Raw genomic sequence first — 19,153 nt, 5'->3', positions numbered from 1 at the left:
CACTGCATCTTTTACTCAGACCTTAGGCTTAGTCGGCTTTGGGTAGTTAACGCAAGCGCAGGGAAGGGTATAATGGAAAGAAAACGGAAATGAGGTGGGATTTTTGAAACAGATAGCTGCAGGGGTTGTAATGCTGCTGATATATTGCTCTCTCGCAGGATACATAGGATGGACCGTTTTTATATGGCTGAACAGTTTTGCATTGCCCGTCAACGGCTGGGTTTTTGCGTTTTTATGGGCAGTTCTGGCATTCAGTTATTTTATCGGAATGCTGGGCCATAAATGGTTGGGATTTACGATTGCAGGTTCTTACTGGCTTGCCTTTTTTCAATACGCACTTTTGATAGTGCCGATTGCCAATCTGCTGGTTATCGTGATTGACCACCCCCGGGATGTTCAGATTGCCGGTTCGTTGGCGGCAGCACTCTTCATACTGATTTTTAGTATCGGAACTTTCCTTGCCTACAGTCCTGTAGTGCGTAAAAAGGAATTCATTGTAAAAGGCAACGGTGATGATTTGGATATCGTCATTGCTTCTGACTTTCATCTCGGCGTTCTATCGGGCAAACGCCATCTGAAGCGCTTTGTGAATTTAAGCAATAAACTCGAACCGGACTTGGTATTGCTGGCTGGAGATCTGGTGGATGACGATCCGATTTGGTATGCCAGATATGGCATGTCGGAAGTGATGCGCAAGCTTAAGTCGAAATACGGCGTATTTGGAGTATTGGGCAACCACGAATATTATGGGAAGAAAATCCCGTTGCTTGTCCGTGTGATGGAAGAATCCGGCGTTGTGATATTAAGGGATGAAACGGTTGAAGTTGCAGGGAAATTCAATCTGACCGGGCGGGAAGAACGAACCAACGGCAAAAGAGATCCACTCGAAAATTTAAAGCCTGCAGCAAACCTTCCATGGATTGTCATGGACCATACACCGTCTGATTTGAAAACACCGGTCGAGCTCGGTGTTGATTTTCATATTTCGGGCCATACCCATAAGGGGCAGATGTGGCCCAATCGTTTGATAACCAAAAGAATATTCGAACTCGATTATGGCTACCGCTTAAAAGAAGCCACACATTTTATCGTTTCTTCGGGCTTCGGTTTCTGGGGTCCGCCCATCCGCATAGGCAGCCGATCGGAATTATGGAACGTGCGGATAAAATTCGAAAATATTTAATTGAAAGAGTTGGTATAGATGGAAGCTTGGATCACTGCTGTAATGGAAGACTATGGATACGCGGGTATATTTTTTTTGATTCTGTTGGAAAATATTTTCCCGCCGGTCCCATCTGAGGTTGTGCTGACTGTCGGCGGATTTATGACGACTACAGCTGGGTTGAGTATTACCGGAGTCGTTGCAGCTTCGACTGCCGGTTCTGTTGCTGGAGCTGTCATTCTTTATTACATAGGCAGGTGGCTGAGCGTGGAGCGCTTGGAAGGACTGGTCGAGAAATACGGCAAGTGGCTGCGCCTTAAAAAGGCTGATCTTTACAAAGCGGATGCCTGGTTCGATCGCTACGGCGTCTGGGCCGTTTTTTTTGGAAGGCTGGTTCCTGTGGTCCGAAGCCTTATCTCGGTTCCCGCAGGCATGTCCGGCATGAATGTGAAAATGTTTCTGTTGTTCACGATTGCCGGTACGCTGATATGGAATACCATTCTTGTCATTGTCGGCGCCGCGGTCGGGGAAAACCGGGAAGAGATTATGCGGCAGCTGGACATCTATTCGAATGTTGTTTATGTTTTATTGGCCATTGGCGCAGTCGCTTTCGTTTGGTATTTAATCCGGAGAAGACATAAGAAATAGGCAAGGACAGCTTGAAATTGAAGCTGGTTACATAAATTGCTATAATAATTAGACAATTAGATTGGAGGATGTTTTTATGAAGCCGATTGTTTATATAACCCGAAAATTGCCGGAGGAGGCAATAAAGGGTCTTGAGAATTCCTATGAAGTGCGGATGTGGCAGGAGGAAGAAAAACCTGTTCCGCGTGAAGTTTTAATGGAAGAAGCCGGAAAAGCATCAGCCCTGTGGACGATGCTTTCCGACCAGATAGACAGGGAATTGATAGAAGCAGCGACGGATTTAAAAATCATTTCCAATCTGGCGGTGGGTTATAACAACATTGATTTGGATGCAGCGAGGGAACGTGGAATTGCTGTAACAAATACGCCGGAGGTCCTAACGGAAACGACGGCTGATTTGGCATTCGCTTTGCTTCTGGCAACTGCCAGACGACTGATTGAAGCGGAAAAAACGGTCCGTTCAGGTGAATGGAAATCCTGGACGCCGATGGGCATGACCGGACAGGATGTCTATGGCGCAACTCTCGGAATCATCGGGATGGGACGAATCGGAGAAGGCGTCTGCAGAAGAGCCAGCGGTTTTGACATGAAAGTGATGTATCACAACCGCACTCGCAGAAGCCTGGAAGATGTGGAATATGCGGAACTTGATGAACTATTGGCCAAATCCGATTTTGTTATGATCCTCACTCCTTTGACAGAAGAAACCAAAGGGATGATCGGCAAACGGGAATTGGAATTAATGAAGAACACGGCATGCCTGATAAATGTCGCCAGAGGCGGTATCGTGGACGAGGACGCCTTATACGAAGCGCTGAAATCACGGAAAATTTGGGGAGCTGGACTTGATGTCTTTGAACAGGAACCGCTTCCGCTCGACAATAAGTTGCTGGAGCTCGATAATTTGACTGTCCTCCCGCATATCGGCAGCGCTGGTATCCGGACAAGGCTGGAGATGATGGCATTGAACGCCGAAGCAATAACAGCGTGCCTAGAGGGGCAATCTATCAAAAACAGGGTTTGTTGATCGATAAGTAATTTAGTGAAAATCCCTTATGCTATAAAAACAGTCGTTTCTGCGGCTGTTTTATTTATTTTTTCTAAGAAAGTATAACTTTTATTAATCAGAAATTTCTTAGAAACGAGTGTTGCATTGGCCCAGCCCCTCGAGTCGCTTAAGCCTCGCCGTCAATGGCAAAGAACGCCATTACCGTCAAGGCTTCCAGCGCTTGTCGGGGCTTAACGGGCGCTTGCGCTTTTCTACTCGAAAGTTGAATAATAGCTTAATTTATTGTAAAATGGTTGAGGTTTTGAAGTCTCGATGACTGATGAAGCAAATAGAAGAATAGGGGGTATGATTCATGCAAAATCATACGCACAACGTTTTACTTTATTACTTATATACACCGATCGAAGATCCGGAAATTTTTGCAACTGAGCATTTGGCAGCCTGCAAGGAGCTCGAATTGAAAGGCCGTATCCTGGTGTCTGAAGAAGGCATCAACGGTACATGTTCAGGCACAATCGAGCAAACGGAAGCTTATATGGAGATGATGAAAAATGATGAACGTTTTTCGGATATCGTCTTTAAAATTGATGAAGCTGACGGACACGCATTCAAGAAAATGCACGTCCGCGCTAAAAAAGAAATTGTTCACTTAGGCCTGGAAGATGACATCAATCCAAACGAATTGACTGGCACTTACCTGGAGCCTGCTGAATTCTATAAACGCATGCAGGATCAGGACACAATCGTTCTTGATGCCCGCAATGACTACGAATACGATCTTGGCCATTTCCGTGGCGCTATCCGTCCGGATATTGAGAACTTCCGCGATTTGCCGGAATGGGTCAAAGAAAATAAAGAAATGTTTGAAGGCAAGAAAATTTTGACGTATTGCACAGGCGGAATCCGCTGTGAAAAATTCTCCGGCTGGCTGAAAAGAGAAGGCTTTGAAGATGTGGCACAGCTTCACGGCGGCATCGCTACTTACGGTAAAGACCCTGAAGTGAAAGGGCAGCTTTGGGACGGACAGATGTACGTCTTTGATGAGCGTATCGCAGTGCCTGTTAACCAGGTGGAACATACAGTAGTCGGTAAAGACCATTTCACAGGTGAGCCATGTGAGCGCTACGTAAACTGTGCAAACCCGGAATGCAACAAGAAAATCCTTAGCTCTGAAGAAAACGAGCATAAGTTTATGCGTTCATGCAGTGACGAATGCCGCGAACATCCGCGCAACCGTTATGCATTCGAACACGGTTTGACTGGTGCAGAAGTGCAAGAAAGACTTGACGCTTTAAAAGAAAAATCTGAAGTTTAATAGAAGAAAACCAAAAAAAAAGGAAAAGCACTCCCAACGTCGTATGCAGTAATAACGACGTTGGGGGTGTTTTTCTGTATGGGTTCATAAAATGATTCAGGTTTTAGCTTTTTGGATGTTCGGGTAAATAAATGTAAGACGATAAACAGGAGGCTGATTAGTATGAAATCAACAAACCGTGAATTTGAAGTGGTTTATACGGAACGGGAACTTGAAGAAAAAGTGGAAGAAATGAAGTCGTGGGGATATAACAGAAATGATATTCATGTTTTGACGGATAATGCGGATATACTTAACTCTGTTGAAACGCAAGAAGGAGTCCACACACACGAAACAGAAACGATTACAGATAAATTCAAATCAATCTTCACCGGGAAAGACGCAGTACGGGACGAGTTGACTAAACTGGATTTAAGCCAAACAGAAATTGATGAATTTCACGATATTCTCGAAAGTGACGGAATTGTGCTGTATACAGACCATCGAAACGATAATCGAATATAGCCTAAAAGAAACGACTGAAAACGCAACGCGGCTTTCACTCTTTTTGGACATGACATAGAACGTGGTGGAGAAAAATTCAATGAGGAAAAATAAGAGACGAGAATGTTTGATAAACAAAAAAGTACCGGGCATCTATTTGCCCGGTACTTCTTATGCTTCAGAATCTTTTTCTGTACAATTGAAACAGAAAAGTTCCCCTTCAATATACACTCCATCCAGGAAACCATCACGGCAATAAACTTCTTTTCCGCAATTCACACAAGTTCCAATCAGCTCAAGCATCTGCCAAACCGTCAGCAAATATGTACATTGCTTCACGCAGGTATTTCGATAAGCCAGCTCCGTGCCGATCAATATTCTTAGCGAAACGGCTGTCGTTGGCATATAGATCGGCAAGGCCACGGAACATTTTCGGTGAACAGTTGTAGAAACGGTCCAGCAGCGTGTAATAGGCCTGCATTTCGACTTGAACTTCAGGCGCTTCCGGAGGCAGATGCATCAAATTGGAAACGGCATTGTAAATTCGATCGCCTTCCCGGTTGATTTCTTCGAGATCCTCTTCTTCTTTTTCCGGTTTTTCAGTTGCAACTGCCGTTTCCGGTTCATTCGCAACTGTTTCCTGCTGTGCCACAGAGGGTTCCGGCTCAGTAAAGTTAACCTCTTCCAAGATTTCATCCTGGCTGTCAATTTCTTTATCTGCTGCCTCGATTTCTACAGCAGCCTCTGGAGCTGGTGAATCCAAATACAGTTTAATATTGTCATCTGTCTTTTTGATGCTGAATGCTGAAAAACGTTCTTCATTGCTTTGTTCCTGCACTCCGGCATATTCCAGCTGAGTACGCTCAGCATTTTCTATCAACTTTTCAATGCGCAGTTTCTTCTGGCGCAATAACTCTGCGTGTTGTGTCAAAGCATAAGTGGCGTCAAAACCTTCTGCAACTAATTCCTGAATTTTTTTCAGTGAAAATCCTAATTCTTTGAAAAATAAGATGTGCTGGAGCAGTTTCAAATCATCGTCATTATAATAACGGTACCGGTTGGATCCTATATTCGAAGGCTTCATCAATCCGATGCTGTCGTAATGATGGAGAGTGCGGACACTGACTCCTGCTATTGTAGCTACTTCCTGTACTTTGTACATAATTAATCACCTCTTCCATTAGATTAGACTATGACGTTCCGTAAGTGTCAATACCTTTTGGTGCTTGTTAAACAAAATGCTACTTTAAGCATGGAAATTAATCTTTGAAACAAGGCGTTTTAAGAATAGAACATTAAATTTAGAAGATTCATTAAAGTTAGAAAAATACCTGTAATTTCTTATTAGCTTGTGGAATAATGTACATGTAAGCGCTTTCTTTAATACTGAACCATTACAGAGGAGGAACGGATTAATGAAATTAACGAATTACGTAAATGGCAAATGGCAGGATGCAGGTAATAGAAAATATGCTGCTGTATTAAATCCGGCGACAGGTGAAGAGTTGGCGCAAGTTCAGATGTCATCTGCAGAAGATGTGGATGAAGCAGCAAAGGCTGCGAAAGCGGCACAAAAGTCATGGGCAAAAGTTCCGGCGCCGAAACGGGCGTCGTATTTATATGAAATCGGACGGATTATGAAAGAAAGAAAAGAGCATCTTGCACAGGTACTGACAAAAGAAATGGGCAAAGTGATTGAAGAAGGGCGTGGAGAAGTGCAGGAAGGGATCGACATGGCTTTTTATATGGCAGGAGAGGGGCGCCGGCTTTTTGGAGAAACGACTCCTTCGGAGCTGGCTGATAAATTTGCCATGAGCATCCGGGCACCCATCGGGGTTGTCGGATTGATCACTCCCTGGAATTTTCCTGTGGCGATCGCCACATGGAAGTCGTTTCCGGCAATCGTCGCAGGCAACACGTTCTTGTGGAAACCGGCAACAGAAACACCGATGATGGCCTATGAGATGAGCAAGATATTTGCCGAGGCTGGACTGCCGGATGGAGTGGCCAATATTGTTTTTGGGGCAGGGTCGGAAGTTGGAACCGCAATGCTGGAACATCCAGATATACGGGTCATTTCCTTTACCGGATCAACCGAAACAGGGAGAAAGATAGCAGAACTCGGAGGGCGCAATCTGAAAAAAGTTTCTTTGGAGATGGGCGGGAAAAATGCCGTCATTGTAATGGAGGATGCAGATTTGGATTTGGCGGTTGAAGGCATTCTATGGAGTGCTTTTGGAACAGCCGGGCAGCGGTGCACCGCCTGCAGCCGGGTTATTGTCCATGAACAAGTAAAAGAAGAGCTTCAAAAAAGGCTGCTTGCTAAAATGGAAAGCCTGACGATTGGCGATGGATTGGATGAAAGCATAAAAGTGGGCCCGGTTATCAACAAAGAGGCCCTTGAAAAAATACATTCCTATATTGAAATCGGCAAACAGGAAGGCGCAGTTCTTCTCGCGGGAGGAGAGATTTTGACCGGCGGCCATTTCGATAAAGGAAACTATTACGCACCGACATTGTTTACGGATGTATCAGCATCGATGAGAATTGCGCAGGAGGAAATTTTTGGTCCGGTTGTTTCTATTATTGAAGTTGATAGTTTTGAAGCGGCGGTTGAAGTTAATAATGGTGTGATTTATGGTCTTTCCAGTTCCATCTATACCCAGGATATTAACCGGGCATTTATAGCACAGCGGGATCTGGACACAGGAATTGTCTATATTAATGCGGGTACGAGTGGAGCTGAAATTCATTTGCCGTTTGGTGGAACAAAAGGTACCGGCAACGGCCATAGAGATTCTGGGGTTGCGGCGCTGGACGTCTTTACTGAGTGGAAATCCGTCTATGTGGATTTCAGCGGTAAGCTGCAGCGGGCGCAAATAGACAATGAAATTTGAAGAAGAGAGGGGCATTCTGAGATGAAAGTTGTGGTATTAGGCGCGGGACTGATGGGAAAGCAGGCTGCAGGAGATCTTATTCAAAACGATGAAGTGGAAAAAGTCTTTTTGGCAGATCTGGATACAGAAAAAGCAGTAGCTTTTAAACAAAAATTGGATAGCAATAAACTAGAAGTAATTCATTTGGACGCAAAAGACGAACAATCGTTAAGGGCGGTCATAGAAAAAGCGGATGTCGTGATTAACGCCTTGTTCTATACTTTTAATGTTAAAGTGGCTGAAATAGCACTCGAATGCGGTGTCCATGCTGTCGATCTTGGCGGGCATATCGGCGGAGCCACAGATGCCGTACTTGAACTCCATGAAAAGGCTCTGGAACAAGGAGTGACGCTCATACCGGATTTAGGCGTGGCACCGGGGATGATCAATATCATAACGGGTTATGGTGCCGGCAAATTGGATCGGGTCAATGACATCAAAATTCTGGTCGGAGGCATTCCTGTCCATCCGGAACCGCCTCTTCAATACAATCACGTCTTTTCATTGGATGGCGTTTTCGATCATTATACGGATCCTTCCCATGTTCTGAGGGACGGAAAATTGCTGGAGGTCCCATCGCTTTCTGAAATTGAACATGTCGAGTTTGAAGAATTTGGCGAGTTGGAGGCTTTCCATACGTCGGGCGGAACATCTACGATGACGGAAACGTTCAGCGATATCGATAACCTCGAATATAAGACGCTTCGTTATAAAGGGCACGCGGAAAAGTTCCAGCTGCTCGTTGATCTCGGTTTCACAGACCGTAATAAAACAGTGGAAGTGGAGGGTCAGAAAGTAAAAACCCGCGATGTCCTGCGCGAAGTGCTGACCCCGATTACGGTACTTGGCGACAAAGAAGATGCAGTGGTGCTTCGAATTACAGTATCTGGCACAAAAAACAATGAAGATATAACTTTCACTTATAATATGGTGACTAAAAAAGACCGGCAGTCAGGAGTGACGGCGATGGCGCGGGCAACAGCATTTACTATCTCGGTGGTAGCCCAAATGATTGGGGCAGGTTTGATCGATAAGCGCGGCTCTTATCCGCCCGAACTTATTGTGCCAGGGGATGCCTATATCAGGGAAATGGCGAAACGTGGAGTGGAGATTAAAGAAACGGTGCAGCGGACAGCATTTCAGCAGTAAGAAATCATGCGGCGGGAGGTATAAAACATGGACTTCAGCTTTTCGGAAGAACAATCACTGTTAAGAAAGACAGTCAGGCAATTCGTCGATAATGAAATTCTGCCCCACATCGCAGAATGGGACAGCAAAGGAGGGTTTGATCCAGCCATTTGGAAGCGGCTTGCTGATCTGGGATTAATGGGAGTCTGTATTCCGGAGAAATACGGCGGCAGCGGAATGGACTATAATTCGCTGGCCATCGTTTGTGAGGAATTGGAAAGAGGGGATACCGCATTTCGAACAGCTGTATCCGTCCACACCGGCTTGAATTCAATGACTATCCTGCAATGGGGAACGGAGGAGCAAAAGCAGAAATTTTTATTGCCGCAGGCGAAAGGTGATAAAATCGGAGCTTTTGGCCTGACTGAACCTGGAGCTGGATCTGACGTGGCGGCAATCTCAAGTACGGCAGTACAGGATGGGGACAATTATATCCTGAACGGCCAAAAAACCTGGATTTCCCTATGCGACTCGGCTGATCATTTCATCGTTTTTGCCTATACCGATAAATCCAAAAAACATCAGGGCATCAGCGCCTTTATCGTCGAACGCGACCGTAAAGGCTTTTCCTCCAAAGCGATCAAAGGGAAGTATGGGATTCGCGCCGGCAATACGGGGGAAATATTTTTTGAGGATGTCCGGATTCCAGCTGGAAACCGACTGGGTGAAGAAGGGGAAGGCTTTAAAATTGCGATGGCATCTTTAGACAACGGACGGTTCACAGTAGCAGCCGGTGCTTGTGGATTGATAAGCGCCTGTATCGAAGAAAGTGTGAATTATTGCCATACACGTTCTACATTCGGAAAATTGATCGGCGAACATCAACTGGTCCAGCAGATGATAGCCCGCATGGAGGCGGGCTATCAAATGAGCCGCTTGCTGGTATATCACGCCGGAGAGCTTAAAAACCAGGGAATCAGGAATACACGGGAAACATCGCTTGCAAAATGGCAGGCCTGTGATTTCGCCAATAAGGCTGCAGATGATGCAGTTCAAATTCACGGTGCTTATGGTTATTCTGATGAATATCCGGTAGCCCGCTTCCTGCGCAACTCGAAGGCTCCGGTGATCTACGAAGGCACCCGCGAAATCCATACAATTATGCAGGCGGAGTATGTATTGGGTATGAGAGAGGATAAAAATTTGAACAAGATGCTCCCGCAATGGCCATTCGAAGAATAAAGTGGATTTTAAATTTAATGATCCGTTAAAAAGACCTTAAAGAAGATGGTTTCTCTTCTTCAAGGTCTTTTTTTGTCCAATCAATCAAGCATTTCGACAGGTCTTGGAACAAACATCTTCAGTCTTTCTGGAAGAACCTCTATATTAGCTGGAGTTTTTAAATATATTTCCCCATCTGTATCGATATCCATTGGTTCATTTGTCGCGATACGGATGTTTCTGCCTTGATAATGGCGGACATGGGATAATTCTTCTATGGGAACATCGGGTTTAGAGAGTGAAAACCATTCGAGTATAGCTGCAATCGAAGATGTCTGGATGATAAAAACATCGAGGAGGCCATCTGCAGGGTCAATCGAATCCATTGGCAAGGCATGAGTTCCGATGGATTTTCCGTTCATGACGAGAGCAAGTACTCCGTTTTCTCCGTATTCAACACCATCAACAGTCAAATTGATGGCAAAGGGTTCAGTCTGGCGCATAGATTGCAGCCCGCTCATGAAATAACTTAATTTGCCGTAGCGTTCTTTCAATTGGGTATCTATATTCGTCGAAGCATCCGTAATAATACCGATTCCCGCAAAATTCAGGAAAGAATGGCCATTTATACTGGCAGCATCAATGCCTTTTACCAGGCCGTCAGAGAGGGCTTCGGCAGCCAGAGACAAGTCCATCGGTATATCAAGTGTCCGTGCGAAATCATTGCACGTACCGCTGGGAATTATGCCGAGCGGAGGAGGATCTTGTAAATCGGACAAAGCTTGTACGGCATCGTGGATCGTTCCATCTCCTCCTGCCACAAATAAGGCGTCGGCATCAGCAGACAATTTTCTGCAGGCAGCCGTCAATTCTTCGGGACTGTTGGTCTGAACGAGTTCAAGTTTATCTGAAACGGCCGCTAAAGCGGGAGCTGCCATGGAAATGACCGAGTCCGCCGTGGACGCCCCTGCTTGTCCGTTATACAATAAAACTGAACGCTTAAATTTCTTCACGGTGAATCCTCCTTATAACTGCTCTTATAAATATATTTCCACTGGAAGCTTACCAGTAAACTAGCTGGATTGATACTAATGAATAATATTGCAGGAGGTTAAAGTGATGACGGAAAAAATCTACTACCAGGATGCCGGAATAATGACGGCGACAGCAAAGGTGAAAGCGAGTGGAACAGACGGAAAAGGAAATTATGCAGTACTAGACCGCACCTGTTTTTATCCCGAAGGCGGCGGCCAGCCGTCAGACACAGGTGTCATTGGACAAACTGTAATCAGGGATGTTCAGCTCATTGATGGGGAAATCCGTCATTACATCGAGGGTAAAGTGGAAATGGGCGAATATGAAATCGCCATCGACTGGGAGCGCCGTTTCGACCATATGCAGCAGCATACCGGACAGCATTTGCTGAGTGCTGTGTTCGAAGATGAACTGGGAATGGCGACAAAAAGTTTTCATCTGGGTGTGGAGAGAGTTTCAATCGATCTGGATGTTCGGGAAATAAGCAACGGACAATTAAACGAAGTAGAGCAGCAAGTGAATTCATTGATCTACAGCCAAATACCGATTGAAACGGAATGGGTTACACAAAATCAGGCAGCTGAGATGAAATTGCGCAAAGAACCGGCGGTAGAAGGAGACATCCGTCTTGTGAAGGTAGCAGACATTGATATCAATGCCTGCGGAGGTACGCATGTACATAATACAGGCCAGTTAGGGTTGCTTAAGATTATCCGGACGGAAAAAGCTAAAACCGGCACACGTGTCTATTTTTTATGTGGCCATCGGGCGATGAAGCATTTCCGCTTGCTTCAATCTGTCACTGACCTGTTGACGAAAAGCTTGAATGCTCCTGCAGCAGAATTGGCGGGAGCTGCAGCAGCTGTTTTGGACGACAGGAAAGAAAAAGAGAAACAATTGAAGAAACTTGCTCTTGAGTTGGTGAAGCTGGAAGCGGAAAGTCTGAAACCTGATGGGAATATAATAGTCAGGAATTATAGTGGCCGTCCGATAAAGGAAGTGCAGCAATTGGCGAAGCTGGCTATTGAAAATCACCCATCTCTTTATTTGCTTTTCATTGTTCCGGAAGAAGAGAGTGTTCGCTTTGTTTGTGCAAAAGGGAAAAATGCAGCCGGAGATATGAAGGAAATACTAGGAGAGATTGTAGAAGCCAAGGGCGGCAAAGTTGGCGGCACTGAAAGTCTTGCGCAGGGAGGCGGCCCTCTGGATGATAATCTGGAGGTCTATTCAGAGGCATTTCAGAACAAAATCAAGGAAATTGCATAAATTCTGTAACTTTTCTGTAACATGGCTGTCTAATGAGTAAAGCAGGCAGAAAGGATGTGGATGATTCATGAAGAAAAGAAGTTTATGGCTCGTTGCGGCTGCACTTATCGCAGCAATAGGAATCGGTTTTGCTTTTATGATTGATAAGGTGTCGATCAGTGCCTCATCCATTGCATTGGCAGAACAAGGCTGGAGAGCTAACTTTTCTTCAGAGCTCCATCCTGACGCAATCGAAAAAGGGCATGTCTATTTAACAGATGCAGAAGAGAAACCTGTAGATGTGGAAATGAACTTGCTGGAAAATGGGAAGACGCTGGAAATACCTGAGATTTCAACTGGACAATACATTTTGCATGTCGAGAAATCAGCGATTAAAGGGAAATTCCTTAAAAGCCTGGCAAGCAAAAAAGTGGAATTTTCCGTCCAGGAAGAAATTACAGCACTTTCAAATGAAGAAGAGTTAAAAGCATATTTCAAACAATTGCTTGAGCTTCAAAAAAATAGTGAGCGCTACGGGGCATTTGGTGAAGGGAGTGGAATGGCAACTGAGGAATCCGGTGCCAGTGAATCTTCAGCGGCTGATTCTGCGGGGTCAGGAGAAAGCGGCAGCTATTCTTCAACCAATAACCAGGTTGAAGGCGTCGATGAAGCGGACCTGGTGAAAACGGATGGTTCCTATATTTATTCCATCAGCGATTCTAAAGTGCTGATAACGGATGCCAGGAATCCAGAAAATCTGTCAGCTGGAGCTGAATTGTTGGTAGAGCCCGAAATGTATCCAGAGCAGCTCTTCCTGTCGGATAATACTTTAATCGTGATGGGAAGCCAGTATGGTGTTGCACGGACAGAAGGAAAAGTCGATGCGGAAATGGCCCCGCATCTATCTATGACCACTGTATATTTGTATGATATCAGTGATCCGGCTTCCCCTCAGTTTCTGCGGAAAGTCGGTACCGAAGGGAATCTGAACGGAGCACGGCTGACTGATGGGATCCTCTATTATGTAACCAATGTTTATCCGGAAATATGGATGATGGAGGAAGGGGAAGATGTGGAACTTCGGCCGATGGTTTTCGATTCGAAAAATGGCAGGAAGTTTTCTGCTTTGCCTTATGACAGGATTTCCATACTTCCAGGAACCATGGAAGGCAGCTACAGCCTTGTCTCGGCAATCGACCTGGCTGATCCGGAAGAAAACGAATTATCAACAGAAGGTTTTCTTGGCGGCAGTGAACAACTTTACATGACAAAAGAAAACCTCTATCTGACTGCATCAGCTTATGTGCCGATGGATGAAGAGGAAACTGACGAGAATGTTTCCATGGATATATGGATTCCGCAATTAGCAAACACAGAAGTCTTTAAATTTGCATTGAATAAAACCGACATTACTTTTCTTGCTTCAAACGAAGTGAAAGGATCTTTGCTGAATCAATTCTCGATGGATGAATACAACGGCTTCTTTAGAATTGTAACTACTGAAGGAGTAGCGTGGGATGAAGCTTCACCTTCAAAAAACCATCTATTCATCCTGGACGGCGGGATGCAGCAGGTCGGTTCTGTCGAAGATTTGGCGAAAGGCGAGAGAATCTATTCAGCCCGTTTCATGGGGGATAAAGCTTACATGGTCACATTCAAGGAAACGGATCCTTTGTTTGTCATCGATGTAGCGGTGCCTTCTTCTCCAGAAGTACTGGGAGAGTTGAAGATACCGGGATTCTCGAATTATTTGCATCCATTAGGTGAAGATCACCTTATCGGCTTTGGCTCCGATACTAAAGTGGAATCCTCGAAAGAAGGAGAAGCCCGTGTGGTCACAGGTGGCGTGAAAATCTCTTTATTTGATGTCAGTGACTTCAATAATCCAATTGAAAAAGACACTGAAGTGATTGGAGGGCAAGGAACCAGTTCCGCCCTGCAATACGACCATAAAGCATTATTCACTCATCAGGAGAAAAGCCTTTTCGGATTCCCTGTAGCTCTCTATAAGGAAACAAACGGTGAATATATCGAGTTTGAAGGAGAAGGAGCGATGATTTACACCATCACTCCTGATGGGATTGAAGAGACAGCGAATCTCATCAAGGAAAGTTCAGCCCAATACGAGGACTGGAGCAGCAGCATCCAGCGCATCATTTATATAGATGATACATTATTTACAATCGCCCACAGCGAGATTAAGAGCTACGATTTAAGTACCTTTAAAATTTTGGACACTATCGAATATTAGTTTTGGAAGAAATGTGCCAGGAAATTTCACCTGGCACGTTTTTTTATTGGCAGAAAAGGGAAGTAGAAGAGTATTCTGAAAATTCACTGGAGGGATAGTAAATGAAGGCAGTTACTTTTCAAGGTGCAAAAGATATTCAGGTGAAAAATGTCAAAGATCCGGAAATCCAGAAAAAAGACGATATCATTATTAAAGTCACTTCCACAGCGATTTGCGGGTCCGACTTGCATATTTATCATGGGGCTTTGCCAACACATAAAGGTTACGTAATTGGCCACGAGCCGATGGGGATTGTAGAAGAAGTCGGTTCTGAAGTGACAAAAGTCAAAAAAGGCGACCGGGTAGTCATTCCATTTAACGTAAGCTGTGGACAATGCTTCTACTGCAGCCATGAAATGGAAAGCCAATGCGACAACTCTAACAGCAACCCGCATTTTGATACTGGCGGTTACTTAGGATTTACGGAACGCTATGGCAATTACCCTGGCGGGCAGGCAGAATACTTACGGGTGCCTTACGCCAATTTCATGCCATTTGTCATTCCAGAATCATCTGAACTCGAAGATGAATCGGTTCTGTTCCTATCTGATGTTCTTCCCACTGCCTATTGGAGCGTTGAACATTCAGGTGTAAAGCCAGGCGACACAGTTGTTGTTCTCGGTTGTGGTCCGGTAGGATTGATGGCGCAGAAATTCGCCTGGATGAAAGGCGCTGCGCGCGTTATTGCTGTCGATGAACTGCCTTACCGGATGGAACGGGCGAAACGGATAAACAATGTCGAAATTGTCGACTTCAGCCAACACGATAACACGGGCGCCTTTATTCATGACCTGACAAAGGGCGGGGCACGTGTCGTCATTGACTGTGTCGGAATGGACGGCAAGAAATCTCCAGCTGAAGCGGTCCAGCAGAAACTGAAATTGCAGGGTGGTACGCTGAGTGCCATCGATATTGCAAAAGACGCTGTCAGCAAGTTCGGGACAATTCAATTAACCGGTGTTTACGGACTGACATACAATATGTTCCCTCTCGGAAATATTTTCGAACGTAATGTAACGATGAAAATGGGGCAGGCTCCAGTAGTACACCTCATGCCGAAGATCTTTGACATGATCAACAGCGGAGAGCTCGATCCTCGGGAAATTATTTCCCACGTTATGCCGATGGAACAAGCCAGCGCTGCCTATCAGATTTTTAACGACCACACAGATGAGTGTACAAAAGTTGTTCTGAAACCTTAATCTAGTGAATAAAGCTGAAATTTGAACGCTCCGCTTAGGCGGAGCGTTTTAATTTTTGCCGATGTGCTGTATGATTAGGGGCGAGTGAAGAGTGAAAGGGGGGATCTTGTGAATCAGGCAGGTGAAACCAGAAGGGAATTGGCACTTGATTGCTTCCTTTTAGCGGGAAAAATCATGATGGAAAGTGGAGCTGAGACGTATCGTATAGAAGATACGATGATCCGCATGGCGGTTTCTCAGAAAATGATGGATTCACATTGTTTTATTACGCCGACAGGCATTATGTTTTCTCCGAGCAATGAGATGGCCACAAGGTTCGTCCGCATTAACAGCAGGCGTACCGATCTCGAAAGAGTGGCATTGGTTAACGCGGTCTCCAGAAGATTGGTCTCTGGTGAACTGACGCTTCAACAGGCGTATGATGAAATGTTAATTATTGATCAAACAGATTATATGTTTCCAATACAGATACAGGTCCTTGCAGCAGCAGTGGCCAGTGGCTGTTTCCTGATTTTGCTCGGTGGAGGCTGGCAGGACCTGCCTTTCGCGTTCATTATCGGGGGCACAGCCTTCTATACAGTTGAAACGATCCTGGTGCAGACCAGAGTCAAGTTTTTTGCGGAATTTGTTGGTGCATTGGTAATCGGATCGCTGGCTTCGCTAGTCATTTATGTTGGTTTGGGACAGGATCTGGATACCATCATTATTGGTTCTGTCATGCCGCTTGTGCCGGGTTTATTGATAACAAATGCTGTCAGGGATCTGATGGCAGGGCATTTTGTATCGGGGTTGTCCAAAGGGGCAGAAGCATTCCTTACCGCGTTTGCAATTGGTGCAGGAATTGCGCTTGTACTTTCATTTTAAAGGAGGAATTGGATGAATTGGCCACTTGAAGCCTTTCTGAGTTTTTTGGCTGCTGGAGCATTTGGCGTCGTTTTTAATACCCCGCGCCGGACACTTGTCAGTTGTGGATTGGTCGGGATGAGCGGCTGGCTCATTTACCGGATGTTTTTCCTCATGTTCGATGATTCGGTTCAGGCGACTTTTGCAGGCGCATTTGCAGTGGCATTAGTTGCTCACATCCTTGCCAAGAAGTTTAAAATGCCTATGATCGTTTTTAGTATTGCAGGCATCATTCCTTTGGTCCCGGGCAGTCGGGCTTATAATTCGATGCGAAGTATAGTGGAAAATAATTACTTGGAAGCTATTTCATTTGCTGCTGATGCCCTGATGATTTCAGGAGCAATAGCGATGGGATTGGTGTTTGCGGAGGTTCTAATGCAGATGGTTTTCAAACAGCAGGCGAAAAGAATACAAAAGAAAATCGGTATGACACGGAATTGAATTCCGCGGCATACCGATTTTTTATTTGCCTATGAATGCTTCAGCCAGGTTTCCAATTCGTTTGCTGTCATTGGATGCCCAGTAATATAACCCTGGATACTGTCACAATCCATGACTCTCAATAGTTCAAGCTGCTCTTTTGTTTCCACACCTTCAGCAACTACCTGCAGATCAAGCGATTTGCCGAACTGGATCATTCCATTGATCAGTTTTTGCATCTTTTCCTGCTGCGTAATCGATTGGATAATATCCTTATCGATTTTCAAACTGGAAATCGGCAAAAGCAGCATATAGCGGAATGATGCATAACCGGTTCCGAAATCATCCAAAGAGAATGAGATTCCTTTTTGATTCAACTGTTTCATCTGGCGTACTATCGAATGTTCTGCTTCCGCTTCCAAAGCGAATTTTTCGGTGATTTCGATTGTCAGCCGGTTGGCATCACAGCCGTTGATGGTCAGATGTTCCATAAATAATCGTGCCATATCTTTATCGCGGAATTCCCGGATGGACGAGTTGATGCTGACATTCATCGGGATGTTGCGTGATGTCCAGTCCTTGAGCTGGCGGCAGACAGTTTCGATAACGAATTTACCGATTTCATGAATCATGCCGTTTTCTTCTGCAATCGGAATGAGTTCATCTGGCGATACAATCCCTGCTTCTGTGTCCTGCCAGCGGACGAGCGCTTCAACGCCTTCGACGTCACCGGTTTTCAAATTGATCTGTGGCTGATAAAGAACCTCCAGATTTTTCTTATCAAGCGCATGGATCAGTCGGCGTTCGATCAGTGCTTTACGGTTCAAGCGTTCATGGTCGTCGGCAGTCAGCGCTGAAATGGCACTGCCGCCGCGTTCCTTGATTTTTTTGATGGTGGCATTTGAAGCTTTCATAAGATGTACAAAAGTTTGCTGGTCTTCCGGATAGCGGGTGACAGCACCGCTTACCGTCAATGGAATTGCAGTTCCCTGAATGTAAATGGGATGCTGTTGCAGGTAAGCAAGGAAGCCTTCGATGAACCATTGGCTCAAAGGAGTAACTAATGCAAATTCATGCAAGCCGGTTCTCGTAATCAAGGAATCCGAGAAATACATGCGCAGCCTTTTCGTGAACTCAATCAGCAATTCTTTTTCTGTATCAATATTGGAAACATCACGCAAAGTGTAAAAATGGTCGATATCGAAGAATACAAATGAAAAATGCTTTCGTTCTTCGATAAATTCATTGACCACCTGTTCAAGGCGATGGCGATTTTCCAATCCGGTAACGGAATCGATAAATGCAATTTGTTCCAGATGGTGCTGGGTTTCTTTAGCTTCAGTAATATCTTTCTCCAAAAATATGTAGTAAGTTTCAGAACCGGTAAGTATCATAGGAATGGCTGTTAAATCCACCCAGTAGAAGTCCCCGTCTTTCTTTACTTTTTTGGCTTCACCGTTCCATACTTCACCTTTTTTCAAGGTTTCCATTAATTCTTCGATTATCTGATGGTCTTCTTCCGTATCCCCGAACATTTGCCAAATAGGCTTTCCAAGAATCCGCTTCGGCGTCCATTTACTTAACTTCAGGAAATGCGGGTTAGCGTAGGTGATCAGGAATTCTTCATCAAAATAAAGCATCATAAAGGACTCATCCAAACCGCTTCGCAAGCTCTCAAGTTCCCTTGCAGGGGAGTCGGCTTGTTGGGTTTCATCCATTTCAAAAATAGTAAGTATAAACTTTTCTTTTCCGGATTTAAAAACCTTCGTCACAACGGTTGTATATGTCAGTGTCCCGTTGCCAAGTTCAATTTCAACTTCTTCAAGGCGTATCGGATCTTTGCTGTTTATTATCTTTTCCCATGAACACTTATATTGAGCAGCTTTATCAGGATTCATATAAGGGCTTATCTGTCCTTTGACAGAATCCGACTCTATTTGGAATACTCTTTCTGCATGGCGGCTGCACCAAACGGCTTGGCCATTCTCGTTCATAATGATAATGGGAAAAGGGATATGGTTGAAAACGAGATTATCAGCCAGTAGTTCTTGCAATTCACTCATTCCATAACGCTCCTTCTCCTAAGTCTACTCTCATTATAGGGGAGAAAATACATATAGTCATCCTTTTCAAAACATTCATGTTTTATTTTAGGG

The 19,153-nt window shown here is 44.9% G+C and carries 16 protein-coding genes; 13 read left to right on the top strand and 3 right to left on the bottom strand.

The features are described from left to right. The first annotated feature begins 103 nt into the window (after window positions 1–103). From DP120_RS00925 to DP120_RS00905, 5 genes are all read left to right on the top strand, one after another. Window positions 104–1,183, top strand: coding sequence for a metallophosphoesterase (locus DP120_RS00925; protein ID WP_240611932.1), 1,080 nt, complete (start codon window positions 104–106; stop codon window positions 1,181–1,183). 18 nt (window positions 1,184–1,201) lie between these two features. Then, window positions 1,202–1,810: a DedA family protein gene (locus tag DP120_RS00920; RefSeq protein ID WP_112221313.1), complete on the top strand. Its 609-nt coding sequence runs from the start codon at window positions 1,202–1,204 to the stop codon at window positions 1,808–1,810. A 76-nt stretch (window positions 1,811–1,886) separates the two neighbouring features. Continuing rightward, complete coding sequence (locus tag DP120_RS00915; protein ID WP_112221312.1) at window positions 1,887–2,837, top strand: 2-hydroxyacid dehydrogenase; 951 nt, start codon at window positions 1,887–1,889, stop codon at window positions 2,835–2,837. 334 nt (window positions 2,838–3,171) lie between these two features. Continuing rightward, window positions 3,172–4,134, top strand: a complete 963-nt coding sequence (gene trhO, locus DP120_RS00910; RefSeq protein ID WP_112221311.1) for an oxygen-dependent tRNA uridine(34) hydroxylase TrhO — start codon at window positions 3,172–3,174, stop codon at window positions 4,132–4,134. A 162-nt stretch (window positions 4,135–4,296) separates the two neighbouring features. Continuing rightward, window positions 4,297–4,638 (top strand): general stress protein, encoded by a 342-nt coding sequence (locus tag DP120_RS00905; RefSeq protein WP_112221310.1) that lies wholly within the window; start codon window positions 4,297–4,299, stop codon window positions 4,636–4,638. 274 nt (window positions 4,639–4,912) lie between these two features. On the opposite strand, the gene DP120_RS00900 is transcribed toward DP120_RS00905, so the two are convergent. Continuing rightward, window positions 4,913–5,779, bottom strand: a complete 867-nt coding sequence (locus tag DP120_RS00900; protein ID WP_112221309.1) for a MerR family transcriptional regulator — start codon at window positions 5,777–5,779, stop codon at window positions 4,913–4,915. A gap of 253 nt (window positions 5,780–6,032) precedes the next feature. On the opposite strand from DP120_RS00900, the gene DP120_RS00895 reads away from it, so the two are divergent. From DP120_RS00895 to DP120_RS00885, 3 genes are read left to right on the top strand one after another with little or no spacing between them, the layout of a single operon-like run. Then, window positions 6,033–7,514 (top strand): aldehyde dehydrogenase family protein, encoded by a 1,482-nt coding sequence (locus DP120_RS00895; RefSeq protein WP_112221308.1) that lies wholly within the window; start codon window positions 6,033–6,035, stop codon window positions 7,512–7,514. A gap of 21 nt (window positions 7,515–7,535) precedes the next feature. Beyond that, window positions 7,536–8,702 carry a saccharopine dehydrogenase family protein gene (locus DP120_RS00890; protein WP_112221307.1) on the top strand — a complete coding sequence of 389 codons (1,167 nt, stop codon included), beginning with the start codon at window positions 7,536–7,538 and terminating at the stop codon, window positions 8,700–8,702. Between the two features lie 27 nt (window positions 8,703–8,729). Then, entirely contained in the window at window positions 8,730–9,923 is a 1,194-nt protein-coding gene (locus tag DP120_RS00885) for an acyl-CoA dehydrogenase family protein (RefSeq protein WP_112221306.1), read from the top strand. An 80-nt stretch (window positions 9,924–10,003) separates the two neighbouring features. Here DP120_RS00885 and DP120_RS00880 read toward each other — a convergent pair whose 3' ends face one another. Then, the gene (locus DP120_RS00880) at window positions 10,004–10,915 is read right to left on the bottom strand and encodes a diacylglycerol/lipid kinase family protein (protein ID WP_112221305.1); all 912 of its coding nucleotides are present in this window, start codon (window positions 10,913–10,915) and stop codon (window positions 10,004–10,006) included. 103 nt (window positions 10,916–11,018) lie between these two features. On the opposite strand from DP120_RS00880, the gene DP120_RS00875 reads away from it, so the two are divergent. The 5 genes from DP120_RS00875 (at window position 11,019) to DP120_RS00855 (ending at window position 17,018) form a co-directional block, all read left to right on the top strand. Further along, window positions 11,019–12,203, top strand: a complete 1,185-nt coding sequence (locus tag DP120_RS00875) for an alanyl-tRNA editing protein (RefSeq protein ID WP_276310385.1) — start codon at window positions 11,019–11,021, stop codon at window positions 12,201–12,203. 67 nt (window positions 12,204–12,270) lie between these two features. Beyond that, a complete protein-coding gene (locus DP120_RS00870) occupies window positions 12,271–14,433 on the top strand; it encodes a beta-propeller domain-containing protein (protein ID WP_112221303.1) in 2,163 nt (720 codons plus the stop codon). A 101-nt stretch (window positions 14,434–14,534) separates the two neighbouring features. Then, the gene (locus DP120_RS00865; RefSeq protein ID WP_112221302.1) at window positions 14,535–15,674 is read left to right on the top strand and encodes a zinc-dependent alcohol dehydrogenase; all 1,140 of its coding nucleotides are present in this window, start codon (window positions 14,535–14,537) and stop codon (window positions 15,672–15,674) included. A gap of 108 nt (window positions 15,675–15,782) precedes the next feature. Continuing rightward, window positions 15,783–16,538, top strand: a complete 756-nt coding sequence (locus tag DP120_RS00860) for a threonine/serine exporter family protein (RefSeq protein WP_112221301.1) — start codon at window positions 15,783–15,785, stop codon at window positions 16,536–16,538. A gap of 12 nt (window positions 16,539–16,550) precedes the next feature. Next, window positions 16,551–17,018, top strand: a complete 468-nt coding sequence (locus tag DP120_RS00855; RefSeq protein WP_112221300.1) for a threonine/serine exporter family protein — start codon at window positions 16,551–16,553, stop codon at window positions 17,016–17,018. A gap of 29 nt (window positions 17,019–17,047) precedes the next feature. Here the strand turns inward: DP120_RS00855 and DP120_RS00850 are convergent, their stop codons facing one another. Next, window positions 17,048–19,060, bottom strand: a complete 2,013-nt coding sequence (locus DP120_RS00850) for a sensor domain-containing protein (protein WP_112221299.1) — start codon at window positions 19,058–19,060, stop codon at window positions 17,048–17,050. Window positions 19,061–19,153 lie beyond the last annotated feature (93 nt).

This window comes from Planococcus halotolerans (genome assembly GCF_003289955.1).
GTDB classification, from domain to species: Bacteria; Bacillota; Bacilli; order Bacillales_A; family Planococcaceae; genus Planococcus; species Planococcus halotolerans.
Note: the sequence above shows the minus strand (reverse complement) of the source record. Positions and strands in the feature narration are given on the sequence as shown.

Excerpts from the sequence above, each read along its gene's own strand:
- DP120_RS00920 (WP_112221313.1), top strand. The coding sequence starts at position 1,202 with ATGGAAGCTTGGATCACTGCTGTAATGGAAGACTATGGATACGCGGGT.
- DP120_RS00915 (WP_112221312.1), top strand. The coding sequence starts at position 1,887 with ATGAAGCCGATTGTTTATATAACCCGAAAATTGCCGGAGGAGGCAATA.
- trhO (WP_112221311.1), top strand. The coding sequence starts at position 3,172 with ATGCAAAATCATACGCACAACGTTTTACTTTATTACTTATATACACCG.
- DP120_RS00905 (WP_112221310.1), top strand. The coding sequence starts at position 4,297 with ATGAAATCAACAAACCGTGAATTTGAAGTGGTTTATACGGAACGGGAA.
- DP120_RS00900 (WP_112221309.1), bottom strand. The coding sequence starts at position 5,779 with ATGTACAAAGTACAGGAAGTAGCTACAATAGCAGGAGTCAGTGTCCGC.
- DP120_RS00895 (WP_112221308.1), top strand. The coding sequence starts at position 6,033 with ATGAAATTAACGAATTACGTAAATGGCAAATGGCAGGATGCAGGTAAT.
- DP120_RS00890 (WP_112221307.1), top strand. The coding sequence starts at position 7,536 with ATGAAAGTTGTGGTATTAGGCGCGGGACTGATGGGAAAGCAGGCTGCA.
- DP120_RS00885 (WP_112221306.1), top strand. The coding sequence starts at position 8,730 with ATGGACTTCAGCTTTTCGGAAGAACAATCACTGTTAAGAAAGACAGTC.
- DP120_RS00870 (WP_112221303.1), top strand. The coding sequence starts at position 12,271 with ATGAAGAAAAGAAGTTTATGGCTCGTTGCGGCTGCACTTATCGCAGCA.
- DP120_RS00865 (WP_112221302.1), top strand. The coding sequence starts at position 14,535 with ATGAAGGCAGTTACTTTTCAAGGTGCAAAAGATATTCAGGTGAAAAAT.
- DP120_RS00855 (WP_112221300.1), top strand. The coding sequence starts at position 16,551 with ATGAATTGGCCACTTGAAGCCTTTCTGAGTTTTTTGGCTGCTGGAGCA.
- DP120_RS00850 (WP_112221299.1), bottom strand. The coding sequence starts at position 19,060 with ATGAGTGAATTGCAAGAACTACTGGCTGATAATCTCGTTTTCAACCAT.